This window comes from Marinospirillum minutulum DSM 6287 (genome assembly GCF_000422325.1).
GTDB lineage: Bacteria > Pseudomonadota > Gammaproteobacteria > Pseudomonadales > Halomonadaceae > Marinospirillum > Marinospirillum minutulum.
Genome location: NZ_AULO01000012.1, coordinates 41,764 through 57,898, shown reverse-complemented (window position 1 = coordinate 57,898; position 16,135 = coordinate 41,764). Strand labels below are relative to the sequence as shown.

13 protein-coding genes are annotated in these 16,135 nt (G+C 43.5%); all 13 read right to left on the bottom strand.

Going from position 1 to position 16,135, the window contains the following annotated elements; genetic code table 11:
- Positions 1–891 carry an ABC transporter permease gene (locus H571_RS0107250; RefSeq protein WP_027848719.1) on the bottom strand — a complete coding sequence of 297 codons (891 nt, stop codon included), beginning with the start codon at positions 889–891 and terminating at the stop codon, positions 1–3.
- Between the two features lie 63 nt (positions 892–954).
- Entirely contained in the window at positions 955–1,929 is a 975-nt protein-coding gene (locus H571_RS0107245; RefSeq protein ID WP_027848718.1) for an ABC transporter substrate-binding protein, read from the bottom strand.
- Between the two features lie 81 nt (positions 1,930–2,010).
- Positions 2,011–2,955: a protein translocase subunit SecF gene (gene secF, locus H571_RS0107240; RefSeq protein ID WP_051168216.1), complete on the bottom strand. Its 945-nt coding sequence runs from the start codon at positions 2,953–2,955 to the stop codon at positions 2,011–2,013.
- 14 nt (positions 2,956–2,969) lie between these two features.
- Complete coding sequence (gene secD / locus H571_RS0107235) at positions 2,970–4,814, bottom strand: protein translocase subunit SecD (protein ID WP_027848716.1); 1,845 nt, start codon at positions 4,812–4,814, stop codon at positions 2,970–2,972.
- Between the two features lie 36 nt (positions 4,815–4,850).
- A complete protein-coding gene (gene yajC, locus H571_RS0107230) occupies positions 4,851–5,180 on the bottom strand; it encodes a preprotein translocase subunit YajC (RefSeq protein WP_027848715.1) in 330 nt (109 codons plus the stop codon).
- 55 nt (positions 5,181–5,235) lie between these two features.
- Complete coding sequence (tgt, locus tag H571_RS0107225) at positions 5,236–6,351, bottom strand: tRNA guanosine(34) transglycosylase Tgt (RefSeq protein WP_027848714.1); 1,116 nt, start codon at positions 6,349–6,351, stop codon at positions 5,236–5,238.
- Positions 6,352–6,389: 38 nt separating this feature from the next.
- Entirely contained in the window at positions 6,390–7,421 is a 1,032-nt protein-coding gene (gene queA, locus H571_RS0107220) for a tRNA preQ1(34) S-adenosylmethionine ribosyltransferase-isomerase QueA (protein WP_027848713.1), read from the bottom strand.
- Between the two features lie 237 nt (positions 7,422–7,658).
- Entirely contained in the window at positions 7,659–9,590 is a 1,932-nt protein-coding gene (locus H571_RS0107215) for an FAD-dependent monooxygenase (protein ID WP_027848712.1), read from the bottom strand.
- A gap of 160 nt (positions 9,591–9,750) precedes the next feature.
- On the bottom strand, positions 9,751–12,042 hold the full coding sequence (locus tag H571_RS15825; protein ID WP_084482738.1) for an MBL fold metallo-hydrolase: 2,292 nt from the start codon (positions 12,040–12,042) through the stop codon (positions 9,751–9,753).
- Positions 12,043–12,146: 104 nt separating this feature from the next.
- Positions 12,147–13,034: a DMT family transporter gene (locus H571_RS0107205; protein WP_027848711.1), complete on the bottom strand. Its 888-nt coding sequence runs from the start codon at positions 13,032–13,034 to the stop codon at positions 12,147–12,149.
- 18 nt (positions 13,035–13,052) lie between these two features.
- On the bottom strand, positions 13,053–13,790 hold the full coding sequence (locus tag H571_RS15520; RefSeq protein WP_027848710.1) for a helix-turn-helix transcriptional regulator: 738 nt from the start codon (positions 13,788–13,790) through the stop codon (positions 13,053–13,055).
- A gap of 98 nt (positions 13,791–13,888) precedes the next feature.
- On the bottom strand, positions 13,889–14,830 hold the full coding sequence (locus tag H571_RS0107195; protein WP_027848709.1) for a p-hydroxyphenylacetate 3-hydroxylase reductase component: 942 nt from the start codon (positions 14,828–14,830) through the stop codon (positions 13,889–13,891).
- Between the two features lie 84 nt (positions 14,831–14,914).
- Positions 14,915–16,081 carry a p-hydroxyphenylacetate 3-hydroxylase oxygenase component gene (locus tag H571_RS0107190; protein ID WP_027848708.1) on the bottom strand — a complete coding sequence of 389 codons (1,167 nt, stop codon included), beginning with the start codon at positions 16,079–16,081 and terminating at the stop codon, positions 14,915–14,917.
- Between the last annotated feature and the right edge of the window lie 54 nt (positions 16,082–16,135).

Below are 16,135 nucleotides of genomic sequence, written 5' to 3'. Positions count from 1 at the left end.
TTAGAGCCTCTTACGGCGTGTAAAGCGTTTTTTAATTAGGGGAATAACCAGTGCAAATACAACCAATAGGGCAGTTACTAAATTTAAGTCCTGCGCTTGCAAGCCTATAAAGTCACTATTTAAAGCTAGGGCAATAAAGAAGCGGTAAACGACTGCACCTAAAATAACAGCAAGCGTAAGCAGGTACATTTTACGCGCTGGCAAAATGCTTTCACCGACTATTACGGCTGCCAAACCTATAACGATGGTTCCTATACCCATGGAAATATCTGCACCGCCTTGGGTTTGTGCAAAGAGTGCACCAGCCAAGCCAACTAAGCCATTGGAAATGGCCATACCTAGAATAATCATGCCGCCCGTATTAACCCCCTGAGCACGTGCCATACGTGGGTTAGAACCTGTCGCACGTATAGATAAACCCTGCTGGGTAGCAAAGTAAGCATCTAAGAGTAGTTTAACTAGGATTACTACCACTAATAATATTAGGGGTCGCATGACATAATCGGCTATCCATTCCACTTCTAACAAATTAAATACAGTGGGTTCCATTATTAAAGGCACATTGGGGCGGCCCATAATTCTTAGGTTTATTGAATAGAGTGCAATCATCATTAGGATGCTGGCTAGCAGATCCATAATTTTTAAATGTACATTGAGTAGGGCAGTAAATACGCCCGCTACTGCGCCAGCAAGCATAGCTAACACAGTTGCAAGAAAGGGATCCATGCCGCTAGCAATACAGACAGCACCCACAGCACCACCTAAAGGAAAGCTGCCATCTACTGTTAAATCTGGGAACTTTAATAAGCGAAAGGATATAAAAACACCCAGTGCTACTAGACCAAAAATTAGACCAATTTCAAGTGCGCCAAACAAGGAAAACAGGGACATGCGTAAACCCTAGGGGTGATTAAAACCTACCAAGCTTAGATAAACTTGGTAGGTAGGTTTAAATTAACGAATAACTTCAGTAGCTGTTTTTAGCAGTTCTTTAGAAAGAGTAACGCCTTGTTTTTTAGCTGCTGTTTCGTTTAGGAATAGCTGTAAGTTATTGCTGGTTTCAGGCTTAATTTTACCTGGGTCTTCACCTTCAAGAATTCTGACCACAATACGGCCAGTTTGGCGGCCTAAATCACGATAATCCATACCTAGTGCAGCAATCGCGCCACGCTTCACACTGTCAGTATCTGAGGCGACAAGTGGAATTTTTCTATCGTTACCCACTTTAACTAGGGCTTCATAAGCAGAAACCACGTTGTTATCGGTATTGGTATAAATTACATCTACTTTACCCACTAGGCTGCGAGCTGCTGAGCCTACATCCACTGTGCGTGGTGCTGCCGCCTCTACTAATTCCATACCATAGTTTGGTAGTAATTTTTTGAAGGCTTCCACTACAACAACAGAATTAGCTTCGCCTGGGTTGTAAACCATGCCCACTTTTTTGGCGTTAGGTACTAGCTGTTTAATTAGCGCTATTTGTTTATCTAGCTCAAGTAAGTCAGATACACCTGTTACGTTAGTGCCGCTAGCTTCCCAAGAAGGGACAAGTTGCGCTTCTACTGGGTCGGTTACTGCAGAAAAAACGACAGGAACACGCTTAGTACCCGCAACTGCTGCCTGAGCTGAAGGTGTGGCTATAGCAACCAAAGCATCGGGCTTATCACCAATAAACTTACGTGCTATTTGTGCTGCTGTACCTGTATTACCCTGTGCACTTTGGTACTGCCACTTAAGGTTTTTACCTTCGGTATAACCCGCATCGTTAAGCGCATCTAATACACCATCTCTTACAGCATCTAACGCTGGGTGTTCAACAATGGCAGTAATCGCAACAGACTTCATTTCAGCAGCAACTGTTAGGCTGCTAGTTGCTGCTAACGTAAATGCAGCGACGAGTGTTAGTGCTTTTTTAGGTAGAGTTAACATAGGTTAGTTTCTCCAGTTAGGTAATTAACCTGATTATTGTTATTTAAAGCAGTGTTACAGCTTATTGGTGGTTTTACCCTACTAGGGGCGACCATCTTCTTCCAACACGCCTTCCTTAATTGGAATGGCTAAATCTTCTCGGGTTACTTTCATGCTTAACAGTAGAGTACCGGCTATATAAATTGAAGAGTAAGTACCTACGATAATGCCCACCATTAAAGCTAGCGCGAAGTTATGAATCATCTCGCCACCTAGCAAAAACAAAGTAACTACGACGAGTAGGGTGGTTAATGAAGTTATGGTGGTGCGAATTAGGGTTTGATTAATGGAAAGGTTAATTAGCTCATTCACCGTACCTTCACGCACCTTGCGAAAGTTTTCACGAATACGGTCATAAACAACAATAGTATCGTTAATGGAATAACCCACCACAGCTAGGAGAGCAGCCAGTACAGTTAGGTCAAAGTCGATACGAAATACTGAGAAGAAGCCTAGAAGGATAATAACGTCATGCATTAGCGCTAACACAGAACCCACGGCAAACTTGTACTGAAAGCGAAAAGCAACGTACACCATGATACACAACATAGCGACTAACATTCCCAAGCCGCCTTGATCACGCAATTCATCACCTACCTGAGCACCGACAAATTCTGCACGGGTTAGGTTAACTTCATCACTACTTTTTGAGTCTAACAAGGTCCTTACCTGCTCACCCACTTCGGGTGAGAAGCCTTGGTTAAGGCGAATCAGCACATCGTGTGAACTACCAAAATTTTGTACTACAAACTGCTCATAACCTGCTGTTTCTAACTGATTGCGTACTTCTTCTAGGTTTGGCGAACTAGCATAGTGCAACTCCACTAGCGTGCCGCCGGTAAAGTCTAAGCCTAAACGCAGACCTTGCGTGGCTAAAGAACCAATGGAAACCAGCAGTAAAATAGCTGACAAGCCAAAGGCAACAAAGCGCAAACCCATAAAGTTAATGTTGATATTTAATAGTTTGGAACTGATTTTACTAGTCATTTTCGGCTCCTAACCTATAACGAGATGCGTTCGATGCGGCGACCACCATAAACCCAGTTCACCATTAAGCGGGTGACTAGAATGGCAGTAAACATGGAAGTTATTAGCCCTAACGAAAGGGTGACGGCAAAACCTTTTACTGGCCCTGTACCGATAGAAAAGAGAATAACTGCAACCAAGAAGGTGGTGATATTGGCATCTAAAATGGTTGCAAAGGCTTTTTCGTAACCTGAATGAATTGCATTCTGTGGCGTTAAGCCTCGGTGGTACATTTCTTCTTTAATACGGGCATTGATTAGTACGTTAGCGTCCACCGCCATACCTAGAGTTAAGACAATACCGGCAATACCTGGCAGGGTAAGGGTTGCACCTAAAACAGATAATAAGGCCACCAATAAAACCAAGTTGGTTGTTAGGGCAACGCAAGCAAAAATACCAAACACGCGATACCAAGCCAGCATAAAGATAACGACTAATGCCAAGCCTATTTGAATGGAGGTTACGCCTTGTTCAATATTTTTCTGCCCTAGGCTTGGGCCAATGGTGCGTTCTTCAACAAAGTAAATGGGGGCAGCTAGAGCACCTGCTCTTAATAATAAGGAAAGCTCAGAAGCTTCTTGCACACTACCCGAACCGGTAATGCGGAAGCTTGCACCTAGCTGGCTTTGAATAGTGGCTAAAGAAATAATGCCTTGCTCAGTATAAGGTTCACGTACTTCAACACGTTCGCCATCTTGCTCAACGAAGCGAGTGCGTGTTTTATGTTCAATGAACAAGACTGCCATGCTACGACCTACATTATTTTTAGTCGCATCCGACATAAAACGGCCACCCTGACCATTTAAGCGAATATTCACTTGGGGCTTGTTGTTTTCATCAAAGCCAACGCTTGCATTAGCAACATTGTTACCTGTGGTAATTATGTCTCTTTCTAACACTGCTGTTCGATTAGGCTGGTCACGAAAACTAAAAGTTTCGGTATCAAACACTTCTGCATTGCGATTGGCTTCTAAGCGAAATTCTAGGTTAGCGGTTGCGCCTAAAATACGCTTGGCTGCTGCTGTGTCTTGTACACCGGGCAACTCTACTACGATTCGGTTACGGCCAGAGCGTTGAACGAGTGGCTCTGCTACACCCAGCTCGTTTACACGATTACGCAAGGTGGTTAAGTTTTGATCGACTGCATAGTCTTCTAAATTTCTAATTGCTTGCTCGTTCATAGCGATTAGCAGCAAGCCGGAATCACCTTCGGTAAAGGTGTAATCTAGGCGATCAACCTGTAACAGGCGACGCGCCTTTTCAAAGTCGTCTGCACTGCCAAGCAATACTTCTATTTGGCCTTTTTCTACACTGACTTTACGAAAACGCAGCCTTTCTTTGCGTAGGGTGGCGCGAATTTCGCTCGCAGTTACTTCTAACTGCTGTTTAACTGCTGCGTCCATATCCACTTCCATAAGGAAGTGGACACCACCACGTAAATCCAAACCCAAATTAACGCTACGTGCACCTAGATTAACTAACCAATCGGGTGTTGTTGCTGCCTGAGATAAGGCAACAACGTACTTTTCACCTAAAGACTGTTGAATGACTTCACGGGCTGCCAGTTGCTGATCATCTGCTAACAAGCGGATTAACCCACTGTTACCTTCTAAACTGGCCTGTAGAACATTAATGCCAGCCTGTTCTAGTGCTTTTTGAGCACGTTCTAAATCAGTGTTGGTGATTTCAATTGAACCTCGTGTACCAGAAATTTGCACAGCAGGGTCTTCTGGGTAGAGGTTAGGCAGGGCATAAATTGCCCCTATGCAGATCACCAGCAGTATCAGCAGGTTTTTCCAGAGTGGATAACGGTTCAGCATGGCAGCCTTAATTTGGTCGGAGAAAAGTTGTTTGGATTATTCAGCATCCACTGCTTTTAAAGTGCCTTTAGGCAACACAGCAGTAACTGCAGCTTTTTGTACTTTAATTGATACTTCGTTGGCAATTTCTAGCACTAGAAACTCATCGGTAACTTTAGTTACACGGCCAAGCATACCGCCTGCTAAAGATACTTCGTCACCCTTAGCGATATCTGCTAATAGGTTTTTGTGTTCTTTGGCGCGCTTTTGCTGAGGACGAATAAGCATAAAGTAAAAAATAGCAACAAAACCAACTAGCATTACTATGCTAGAAATGGGGCTAGCACTACCGCCTTCGGCGTAAGCTGCAGAGATAAAAAAGTCCATAAAATGCTCCTAGGGTTGTGGGGGTGTTTATTTTTAGTTTCTTAGTTTATGGTCATTACGCCATAACCGGCACGGGCAAACCGCGCCGCGAATAAAATGCATCTACAAAGTCCGACAATTTACCTTCTTCTATCGCCTGACGCAAACCTGCCATGAGTCGCTGATAGTGGCGCAAATTATGGATGGTGTTCAACATGGCGCCTAGCATTTCACCGCTGCGGTCTAAATGGTGTAAATAGCTACGTGAAAAGTTTTGGCAGGTATGACAGTCACAAGCGTTGTCTATAGGGCCAGTGTCTTTTTTATACTTAGCATTACGTATTTTAACCACCCCATCATCAGTAAACAGGTGTCCATTACGTGCATTGCGGGTGGGCATAACACAGTCGAACATATCCACGCCACGGCGCACGGCTTCAACCAAGTCTTCTGGCTTACCTACGCCCATTAAGTAACGGGGTTTATCTTCTGGCATTAGGGCTGGCAGGTAATCGAGCGTTTTTATCATGTCTTCTTTAGGTTCACCAACCGACAAACCACCTATTGCCATGCCATCAAACTCTATATTCAACAAACCTTCTAAAGAGCGTTTGCGTAGGTCGGGGTACATACCGCCCTGAATAATGCCAAATAAAGCCGAAGGGTTATCGCCGTGTGCATCGCGTGAGCGCTTAGCCCAACGCAAGGAGAGTTCCATCGACGCTTCTGCTTCAGAAAAAGTGGCAGGGTAGGGGGTGCATTCATCAAAAATCATCACAATATCGGAACCCAATTCATGCTGCACTTGAATGGATTCTTCTGGCCCCATAAAGACTTTAGAGCCATCATGGGGTGAACGAAAGTGCACGCCTTCTTCGGTAATCTTGCGTAATTTACCCAGTGAAAAAACCTGAAAACCACCCGAATCGGTCAGAATCGGTTTTTGCCACTGCATAAAGTCATGCAAACTACCGTGGGCTTGAACCACGTCAGTGCCGGGCTTTAACATTAGGTGAAAGGTGTTGCCTAGTACAATTTCTGCGCCTAGCTTTTCAATCTCGTGCGGCATCACACCCTTCACTGTGCCGTAAGTGCCTACCGGCATAAAGGCAGGTGTTTCAATACTGCCACGGGGGAAGGTAATACGGCCTCGCCTTGCTTTACCATCGGTTTTTAGCAGATCAAACTGCATGGAACATTCAGAACGCTTCATTGATTTAATCCTGTTATTTAATCGGCAGCAGTGTTTAACGATAAGAGCATGGCATCGCCGTAACTAAAAAAACGGTACTCTTCGGCCACTGCAGCTTGGTAGGCTTTTTTAATTGGCTGGTAGCCAGCAAAACTGCTGACTAGCATTAATAGGGTAGATTCTGGTAAGTGGAAGTTGGTTAATAACTTATCCACACACTGCCACCGATACCCAGGGTAAATAAAAATATCCGTATCGCCGCTAAAGGCTTGGGTGATGCCTTTTGCGCTAGCCGTTTCTAAACAGCGCACACTGGTGGTACCTACTGCCACTACCCGCCCACCCGCTGCTTTGGTGGCATTTACTTGGGCGGCAACTTCTTCTGTCACTTCCAGCCATTCTTTGTGCATGACATGTTCTTCTAGCTTATCCACCTTGACTGGCTGAAAAGTGCCTGCACCCACATGCAAGGTTACAAAAGCTGTGTTTACGCCCTTGGCACGAATTTGCGCTAGCAGTTCATCATCAAAATGCAGGCCAGCCGTGGGGGCTGCAACCGCGCCTAAATGTTGAGCATAAACCGTTTGGTAGCGTTCTTTATCGGTGAGTTCATCAGCACGGTCTATGTAAGGTGGTAGGGGTAAGTGGCCGTGCTTTTCTAGCAGTTCTAATAAAGGTTCAGGGTTAAGAAAAGTTAAGCAAAACAGCGCCCCTTCTCTGCCGGTGCATTCAACCTCTATGCCGCCTTCTAAAAATAACTTAGCGCCAGCTTTGGGTGATTTGCTAGAACGAATATGCGCTAAAGCACGGTGCTCATCTAGCGGGCGCTCAATTAACACTTCTATTTTACCGCCTGTGGCTTTTTGCCCAAATAAGCGTGCGGGTATAACGCGGGTGTTATTAAAAACCAGCAGATCACCTTGCTCTAGGTAATCTAATAAATCTGGAAACTGGCGGTGTTGTATGTCATCGCCCTCTAAAACCAATAAACGTGAACCACGCCTTTGGGCAGTTGGGTAATGAGCTATTAAATGATTGGGCAAATCAAAGTGAAAATCGCTGCGCTGCATGGCGGCCTTAATAATGGTTGGCTAAGCTGGTGTTGATAAAAGTTAGGAGCAAGATTTTAACCTAGATAGCCGCAAAGGTCATTGCTGGCTGTTATTCAGTTTGCACACAATCAAAATATAGAAAAAATTAAACCAGCCCCCTCCCTTAAAACCCTTATTTTAAAAATGACGTTCAAGGTATTTTTTAGAGGTAGGCTGGCTTGAGTTGTCGCTTAACTTTTTAATTGCACTTTACACTTAAGGCACAAGCATAAATTCCGCAAAAAAGTCACTTAGTGCTTTATGGGCGCTTAAAGGTAAGATATTGGCAATGTGCTGATCAGGTCGAACCACTAGCACACAGCCTTGTTTGCGGTCGATGCCACGTAGTTCAAAAACATCTTTCGCTGCATCAGCATAAAAAACTTTTTCGTAATCCCTTAAACCCAACTTGCCTTTAGCTGGCCATAAAAAATCATGCAGTTCTTCTAGGGCTAAAGCTTGCTGTTGAAAAACTGAGTAAACATCTATAACTGAATCAATATCCGCACCCTTAGGCGTGTATTTTTTGACTGGTGAATCTTCAGAGTTAGCTAGGTAGTTAATCAACTTATAAGCATCAGAAGCCTTATCAACAGGGCTTTGCTGATTGCCAAAAATAAAAATGCGCCAGCGACCATCGGCTTTATTCAAATGCCCTAAGTGCTGCGGCCTACCGTCTGCCACGCGCAAGGCTTTAGCTGAATGAAAACGCTGCCCTATAATAAAACCCTTAGCCAAGCTTTGGTTTTCTAAGCCGGTTACTATAAAAGAAGGGTCATAACCTATTGAAGTACCAGCAATAAAACCGTTTTGTTTAGCGATAAACTTTTCGATATCGGCAGTGCTGGTTTTGGTTTGGCTGGCGTCCTTATTTGCACTGGGGCTGGTGGCGACTAAAGCTGACATTTGCCTATCGGCATCTATCAACATTTGTGCAACCTTGCGTCTTTCTGATGAATAAGTTTGCAGCAATTTAGGGTCGGCTTTGCCTTGCAAGACAGCGGCTAACTTCCAACCTAGGTTAAAGGTATCGGGCAAGGAGGTGTTTAAACCCCAGCCACCTTTAGGGCTATGAGTATGACAGGCATCACCAGCAACAAAAGCCCGTGGAATTAGCCCTTCAGGATTACCCGCTGGCGTATCATCAAAACGGTCGGCAACTCGCTGTCCCACTTCATAAATAGACCACCAAACCACTTCTTTAACATCGAGGGTGTAGGGCTGCATAATTTTTTGCGCCTTGGCGATAATAGCTTGCGCATCTAAATCTAGGGCTGCCGCTCGCTGGCCTTTATCCAGTAAGTCTAGCTCTACATATAGCCTAACTAGGTAACCGCCTTCGCGTGGCACTAGCATTACTGCGCCATCTTGCTTGGATTGAATAAAGCTTTTTACACGAATATCGGGGAAGTCGGTGACAAGTAGAATATCCATTACCCCCCAAGCTTTATTAGCCGAATCGCCCTCTAGGTTAATTGCTAAACCTTTACGAACTGCACTTCTTGCACCATCAGTACCCACCACATAACGGGCTTTAAGTGTTTCTACTTTACCAGCGCCTTCGGTATCACTTCTTTCAAAAGTTGCAGTAATGGGGTGGGCATTCAAATCTTGGGTAAGCTTAGCGTCAACGGTTAATTCAACTAGCTGGCGGCTGTAATGGGGTACTAGTTGGGTGACAGAGTTTTCCATACCCTCAAGTAATAGCTCGTGAAGGCGTGCCTGGTTCACTACACAGTGAGTAAATTCAGACAGCCCGAGTCTGGCATCGGCTACTTTATGGGTGCGCTTTATTTGGTTGGGTTGCTCATTATCTGGCTCCCAAAAAGCATTCTGATGAAGTTGGTAGGCTTCTTTAACTAGCATTTCGCTGTTATTAAAAGCTTCCATAATTTCCATGGTACGACAAGAAATACCATCGGCCTGACCAAACAACATAGGGCCAGTTTTTTGTTCCACTATACAGGTGGAGATATCTGGAAATTCCGCCAACTGCCTTGCTAACGCTAAGCCTGCAGGGCCACAACCCACAATTAACACATCCACTTCTTTGGGTAGGTCTTTAATCGGTGGGATAGGCGCAGGCTTTCGAGCTGCGTCTGGAATTTGATAATTACCCGGCTTAAAACCATTCAGGTGAAACTGCATTTCCTAATCCTCTTAACAATAAACTGATGCACTAGAGTCTAGAGGGTAAGCAAGAAAAGTTTGTCACCTATAAATGGGGACTTAATTAGCAAATTTTTAGCTATTAAACTCCCTCAGCAATAGGCCAACTATCTACTGAGAGAGTTTTATAACGTCTTATTTACTTCAAAGCTGCTTTGGCAAGTTGAGTAAACTCGGTCAAATTACGCATATTTGCCGAGTGAAGTCCGTAGCCCATAAAGCTAGAAGTTGCAAAAAGCAGGTTGTAGGCCTCAGGGTTATGCGTTTCTGCTAACTCACCTAAGATATTTTGTAGTGCTGTGCTGCGTGGATTGTAGTTTGCTAGCATAAACACCAGCTCTGGCTTAGCTTCTCGATTGATGCTTAGCTTCTCTACACGCGTACTGCGGTTGTAGGTTAATAAACCTAGTTCATCTAGCTGGTTAATCTGCACTTCCAAGTCTTCAATAACTTTGTTCCATAAAGGCGTATTAGTTAAAAGACTGTCTGCATCTTTTTTATGTTTAGTAATACCTGCACTTCCCGATAAAGCACCTGTACCGTATTTCATTTCAATTAAGACAGGAACTAAAGCAGCCTTTTGGCGCTCTTTAGAAAGCCAGCGTACACCCAACATATCAAAGCGTGCTGCGCTACTTTTACCTTCTTCAGTTAAACCTGCTGCTTCAATATCAATAATAAAATATTCGGTTTCATTAGAAATGCTTGAGCTATTATTTTCTCTAACTACTAGCTGCTGAAACTCTCTTTCAGGTTTTTGTTGGATAGAAAAATAACGATCCATCACTTCTTTTAAGGGTGCAACGAAGCGTAAAAGTCGGTAAGCCTCTTCTTTACCATCTGAGTTACGGGGTATTTCTTTTAAATAATCAGGCAGTTCAGCTTCACTTTTTTCATAGCTGGCATCAAAAGAAATATTGTAAGCATTGGCTTGCTGCTCAATTTTAAATAGTGCTCCTCCACGATAATAAATATTGATGTAGTTACCACGAAGCGCCAGCATAAGGGTATCATCCTGTTTAACACGTTCAAGCAAAGGCTGTAATACCCCTTCTTTTAAGTCATTCAAAAAAGCAGTATTTAAAGAGCGCTGATATTTGCTATTTATACTTGTTGGTAAGCTATCTGACATAGTGTTATTCCTTTCTTTAGGCTGGTTAATTATTGTTCTATTTTTATCTGTGCAAACGTCCCACCATTGGCCATCAGCATAGGTTTCAACACGCTTAAACAGTTGAGGGTACTGCTCTGGGTGAAAGCTATGGATAGGTACTAATTTCTTGGGATTTACTGCCTCAACAAAACGTTTCAGATCTACAGGGCTGGCATGGCCTGAAGTATGAATATCGACCTTCTTAATGCCTGAAGCTTCTAGCCAGTCTTTAATATAGTCGTAGCTCCCTGCATCCCAATAACCTTTCCATTGCGAGTAAACATAAAGCGCTTTATCTAGGTGAGTTGCATTTTTTAATGTTGAAATATGCATAGGGCGAAATAGTAGAGTGTATTTGCTGGGGTTATTTAGCAGTTCTTCATCAAACATACGGTTTTTGCTGTGCAATTTTAACTGATCAAACCATGCATTTTTAAGAATTTGATAACGCTGCTGCCCTGGTACAAAAAAAGCTATATCTTGCCAGTGTGATTGTGGGAGATTGGGGTTATTAGTAGCGGCCAGAACGTTAGCAGAATATAGATCGAGCACTAATTTACGCCCTGATTTTTTACTAGCACGAAAAATAGAAACCAAACGATCTATGTTCTGCATTGAGGTGTGAACCATAGCTAAACCTTCACAAGCCAGCAATGCTTGATGAAGTTGTTTTTCTATGGTTTGCTCACAAGGGAAGTGCTGATCTAAGGCTAGGCGTCCAAGTGATGAACCTTCCATTAATAAGGCATCAATTGTTGGTGGTGGATTATTAACAAAGCGTTCAAATAGTTTGGATTTACGCCCATGCCCTCTAAAGTCACCTGAATAAAATAGGCGCTGCCCATCAGCTTCAATAAGAAGCCCATAAGCATCGTAAGCAGAATGATCAACCAAATAGGGAGTAACCCTAAAAGGGCCTATTTCAAAGGTTTTTTCTGATTGGTATTCCCAACCGGCTGCGGGCAATGGCAAGTCTGTAGGCAAGAAGGGTGCAGCAGCCTTTAAAATTCGACGTGCGGCAGCTCCCATACCTACAGGCAAATCTGAACGTATGTGCTTTAGTAAGCCGAAGTGATCTAAATGAGGGTGAGATATTAAAATGCCTAGCAGTGAGGCATCATCGTTAATTAAGCCAGAAATTAAAGGGAGTTGATCAGGTGTGTTTGCTTCAGCATCTAATGGTAAACCTAAATCAAGCAGCAGTCGTTTTCCCTGAGCTTCAACCTCTACACAACTACCACCTATTTGCTGGCTACCACGATGAATACAAACTTTCATAATTTCTCCCTTAACTTCCTTGTATTTCTAACCTTAGCGTAAACCACTAAACAATAGCTAGTTAAGTACCTAGTAGATTAGTTTTAACACAAAGAAGCGACAGGCTAGTTCGCATATCGTTTAGATTTTAACCATAAGCGTAATGCAGGTAGGCGATTAACTAAAACAGCTAAAAATATTAGTGTGCAACCTAAAAGCTGGGAAAAACTCATCACTTCACTAAACCAAAAGCTGGCTAATAAGGCTGTCCAAACTGGTTCTAACGTCATAATAATTGCGGTGTGGCTGGGTGGTGCTAAACCTTGGGCGTAGGTTTGCATTAAAAATCTTAGGCTGGTGGCTAAAAATAAGCTGGCAAAAAACCAACCCCAAATCGCTGGTGTGTGTTGAAAGTTCCATTCTTCAAAAACAAGCGAAACCCCACCTGTTATTAGCCCTGTAACCAATAATTGTATCGAGGTTAAGGGTAGGGCTGAAATACCTGCTGCGGCACGGCTATTAAAAATAAACATAAAAGCTAAAAAGGTTGCTGAGAGTAAAAAACACAGCTCACCCCAACCAAAATAGAATTCACTATCTAAAGATAAAACTGCTAAACCTGAAATTACAAAAGGTAAGGAAAGGAAGGCAAAGCGACTGGGTTTTTCACCCCCCAAAGCAAAATTAAGCAAAGGAACCATAACCACACCCAAGCTGGTTAAGAATGCACCAACACCTAGGTGCTGGGCATGTTGTAAACCCAGTATCCAAAACACCATAGCAAAACCAAACAAGGCACCTACTTTTAAGGCTGTTGCCCACTGCATTTTATTTAAGTTTTTTAGTGGCTTTAAGCAGAAAAATGCTAAGACTAAACCTGCCCCTGAAAAGCGTAGTGCAATAAATAAAAGCGGGCTAAAGCCTGCCAGCGCTTCTTTAGAAAAAATCCAACCTGCTGCTGCAATTAGGGTGGTTGCGACTAGCAGCAAGTCGGCTCTAAGGTGCGGATTCATAACTTATCCTAAAAGGCTTTAATTTTGGCAGAGTGCAAATAGCTGGGCGCGGCTACTAATACCCAGTTTGTCATAAGCGCGTTTGCGGTAGGTGACTACACTGCTTGGTGCTACATCCAGTTCATAAGCAATGGTTTCACTTTTTTTTCCTTGTAAAACAGCAGCACATACTTGGCGCTCACGTTCTGAAAGAAAAGCCAAAGGACCTTGGCTGAGCTGTGCTTGATTTAACTGGTAATGCTTGCTCACTAAAAGGCCTAGAAGTTGACCTATCGCTTGCTGTTGGTTTCTTGGTACTAGCTGATCAAAGTTTGCAGTGCGGTGATAAAGGTTAATATAAAAGTTGCCTGCTTCACTGCCATAAATCACTGAAAACTTATCTTTAAAACCAGGCTCATCAAAATAACGATTACGGTAGTTTAAACTCATATCATCTAGCAAGTCAGCTAAACGAATTAAGGTAACCTCGCCAGGCAAACTGCTTTTTAAAGTTGAAAAATTGGGGTCTTGCATATAAAGGCGCTCGGTAACGTAAGATTCTGCTAACTTTTTACCCGAGGCATTTTGATTAAAGTCTTTAAAAAGTAAGGTGCTTACCTTTTCTCCATCGGCACAGAAAAAAATCATGCATTGGTCTGCGCCAAGCTCTTTATTAATCCATTTAAGGAAAGGTTCAAAAAACTCAGCTTCTCCTAAAGCACTTAATAGAACTAACTGTCCCCTTGTTGGCAACCAATCAACTTTAGTAAGCGCCATGCTTCCCACCTACTTTACTCAAGAATACTAAGATAAAAAAAGGGCCACTTTTATAAGCAGCCCTTTAGGATAATAACTCGCTTCTAAAGGCGATTAGGTTAACAGATACTCGCTACTCGGCTAAGAATCTTTTTAAAGGTTGCTAGCTCTTCTTCGCTAAACTCACCAAACACTTTTTCTTGCTGTTGGCGAGCCAGAGTCCAAAGGCCTTCTGCTTCTTCTTCACCCTTAGCTGTAATGCTATAGGTTTCCTGATTGCAGTTAATCAGCCCTTTTCTTTGTAGAATAGCTGCCGCATTATCGACTTCGCCTTCAGGCATATTAACTTCTCTTAAAAGAGCTGAGCGGTCTAGCTTAGAAGATTCTTGTAATACCATTAGCATACGCGCTTCACTGGTACGCAAACCTGAAGAAAGCTGTAAGGGCGCATAGTCAGTTTGGTAGGCACGTGTTGCTTGCAACATTTGGTAGTAATAATGGTCTTTAAAACGTGATTTCAAACGCTCTATTGCTGCTGGCTCGCCTTCTTTTTTGCTGGGGAAACGCGAATGCGGCATAACAACTGAGTAGCTACCCTGATGGTAAACCAGTGGCGCACGGCCTGAATCTTCAAAAGCGACTACTTTACCAATTAGAATCCAGTGATCGCCACCATCTAGCGTTTGGTAGGCTTCACACTGAAAGGTTGCAGCACAGTCGGGTAGTAAAGCGGCTTTACCTAAGCCATCGGTGTACTGAACTTCTGCAAACTTATCATCGTTTGGGCGGGCAAAGTGATTAGACACATCTATTTGGTCTGCGGCTAAAATATTAACGGCAAAATGGCTGGCCTTTTCAAAAATTTCACAGCTACCCGAGCGCTTATCAATACTCCAGAGTATTAAAGCTGGCTCTAAAGAAACTGAGTTAAAGCTATTCGCAGTAACGCCTGCTCTTTCGCCTTCAGGCGTAGTGGCTGTAATGACGGTAACACCCGTAGCAAAGTTACCTAAAGCACGACGAAAGGCTTTAGAGTCGAATTCAGTTATTGGATTGCTCATAACAGCACCTTTTAACAGATTAAAAAATTTAGGAGCACAAACCCTTATTAACTAAAGTTTGTGCTCCTAGTCAATCCAGCTTAATTAAAGTAAAGCAGGGTCTGGGTCTAAGCCTAGCAATTCACGACCAATAATTTGAGCGCAAACATCATAGTCGGTGTAAGCATGAGCCGCTGTCATATTGGATTCACGCCATAAACGCTGCGCTTCACGGTCTTGGTACCAGTTAGAAGCGCCCATCACTTCCCACAAACGGTTAACTGCCTGTACACACATTTTAATGGCATAAGCTTGGTTAGTACGCCAATGCGCTAGGGTGTAACTGTCTGGGTATTCGTGACGCTCACCGTATTCTTTGTGCTCTTGCCAAGTTTTTTCTAGGTAAGCACGTGCTGCTGCTACTTGTTGATAAGACTCTGCCACACGCAGAATTGGTGGAATAGAAGCTTTAACCTGTGCACCGGTATAGGCACGCACACGGTTTTTGGTTAGCTCTTTGTAAGACTCAATCATACGCTCGGCAACACCTAAACTCATGGCCGCAAAGCCACAGGCAAAGTAAGGACGGTAGGGCGTGTGATAAATTTTGCTGTCTGGATAGAGTTCACGACCCACATGGCGGCCTTCCATCATATCTTTAGCTGCCTGAATACGATGTTCAGGAACAAACACACCTTTAATGCTGGCCGTTTTAGTACCGCTACCCTGCATACCCACTGCATACCAATCATCAATAATGGTAAAGTCGCTGCGTGGAATAACTGCAAAGCTGTAAACTTTCTCGTCGTTAACCATGCGGTTTAAACCAACGATTATCCAATCAGCATAATCTACGCCTGAACTCCATTTCATATCGCCAGTAAAGATAATACCGCCTTCGGTTTCTTCGTATTTGCCAAAAGGTGCAATACTACTTGAAGCAACAGCATCTGGGTTTTCGCCCCAAAATTCATCCTGTGCTTGCTTGCTGAACATTGCCATCTGGTGATTGTGAGTACATAGCAGGCTATAAGCCCAAGCAGTTGAACAGCAAGCGCCAGCTAAGGCAGCAATGCATTCAGTAAACTCGGGTAGGCTTATTTCTAGGCCGCCGTAAGCTTTTGGCAAAAATGCACGGTTTAAACCTAGGGCGTGCAGCATATCAACGTTTTCTTGCGGAATTTTACGTAACTCTTCAGCCTTTGAAGCGTTAGCACGTATGGCTGGTAAAATCTCTGTTAGCTTTTCTAGCATGGGGTTAGCTTGTTTCATAGGAATCTACTTCCTCTCTTATGATTTTGTTGTGTTTTGAGAGCAGCTGCTAAT

What these genes read in the sequence shown, in the direction of transcription:
- queA (WP_027848713.1), bottom strand. Translation starts at nt 7,421, where the DNA reads ATGCAGCGCAGCGATTTTCACTTTGATTTGCCCAATCATTTAATAGCT.
- H571_RS0107205 (WP_027848711.1), bottom strand. Translation starts at nt 13,034, where the DNA reads ATGAATCCGCACCTTAGAGCCGACTTGCTGCTAGTCGCAACCACCCTA.
- tgt (WP_027848714.1), bottom strand. Translation starts at nt 6,351, where the DNA reads ATGCAGTTTGATCTGCTAAAAACCGATGGTAAAGCAAGGCGAGGCCGT.
- yajC (WP_027848715.1), bottom strand. Translation starts at nt 5,180, where the DNA reads ATGGACTTTTTTATCTCTGCAGCTTACGCCGAAGGCGGTAGTGCTAGC.
- H571_RS0107190 (WP_027848708.1), bottom strand. Translation starts at nt 16,081, where the DNA reads ATGAAACAAGCTAACCCCATGCTAGAAAAGCTAACAGAGATTTTACCA.
- H571_RS0107245 (WP_027848718.1), bottom strand. Translation starts at nt 1,929, where the DNA reads ATGTTAACTCTACCTAAAAAAGCACTAACACTCGTCGCTGCATTTACG.
- H571_RS0107195 (WP_027848709.1), bottom strand. Translation starts at nt 14,830, where the DNA reads ATGAGCAATCCAATAACTGAATTCGACTCTAAAGCCTTTCGTCGTGCT.
- H571_RS15520 (WP_027848710.1), bottom strand. Translation starts at nt 13,790, where the DNA reads ATGGCGCTTACTAAAGTTGATTGGTTGCCAACAAGGGGACAGTTAGTT.
- secF (WP_051168216.1), bottom strand. Translation starts at nt 2,955, where the DNA reads ATGACTAGTAAAATCAGTTCCAAACTATTAAATATCAACATTAACTTT.
- H571_RS0107215 (WP_027848712.1), bottom strand. Translation starts at nt 9,590, where the DNA reads ATGCAGTTTCACCTGAATGGTTTTAAGCCGGGTAATTATCAAATTCCA.
- secD (WP_027848716.1), bottom strand. Translation starts at nt 4,814, where the DNA reads ATGCTGAACCGTTATCCACTCTGGAAAAACCTGCTGATACTGCTGGTG.
- H571_RS15825 (WP_084482738.1), bottom strand. Translation starts at nt 12,042, where the DNA reads ATGAAAGTTTGTATTCATCGTGGTAGCCAGCAAATAGGTGGTAGTTGT.
- H571_RS0107250 (WP_027848719.1), bottom strand. Translation starts at nt 891, where the DNA reads ATGTCCCTGTTTTCCTTGTTTGGCGCACTTGAAATTGGTCTAATTTTT.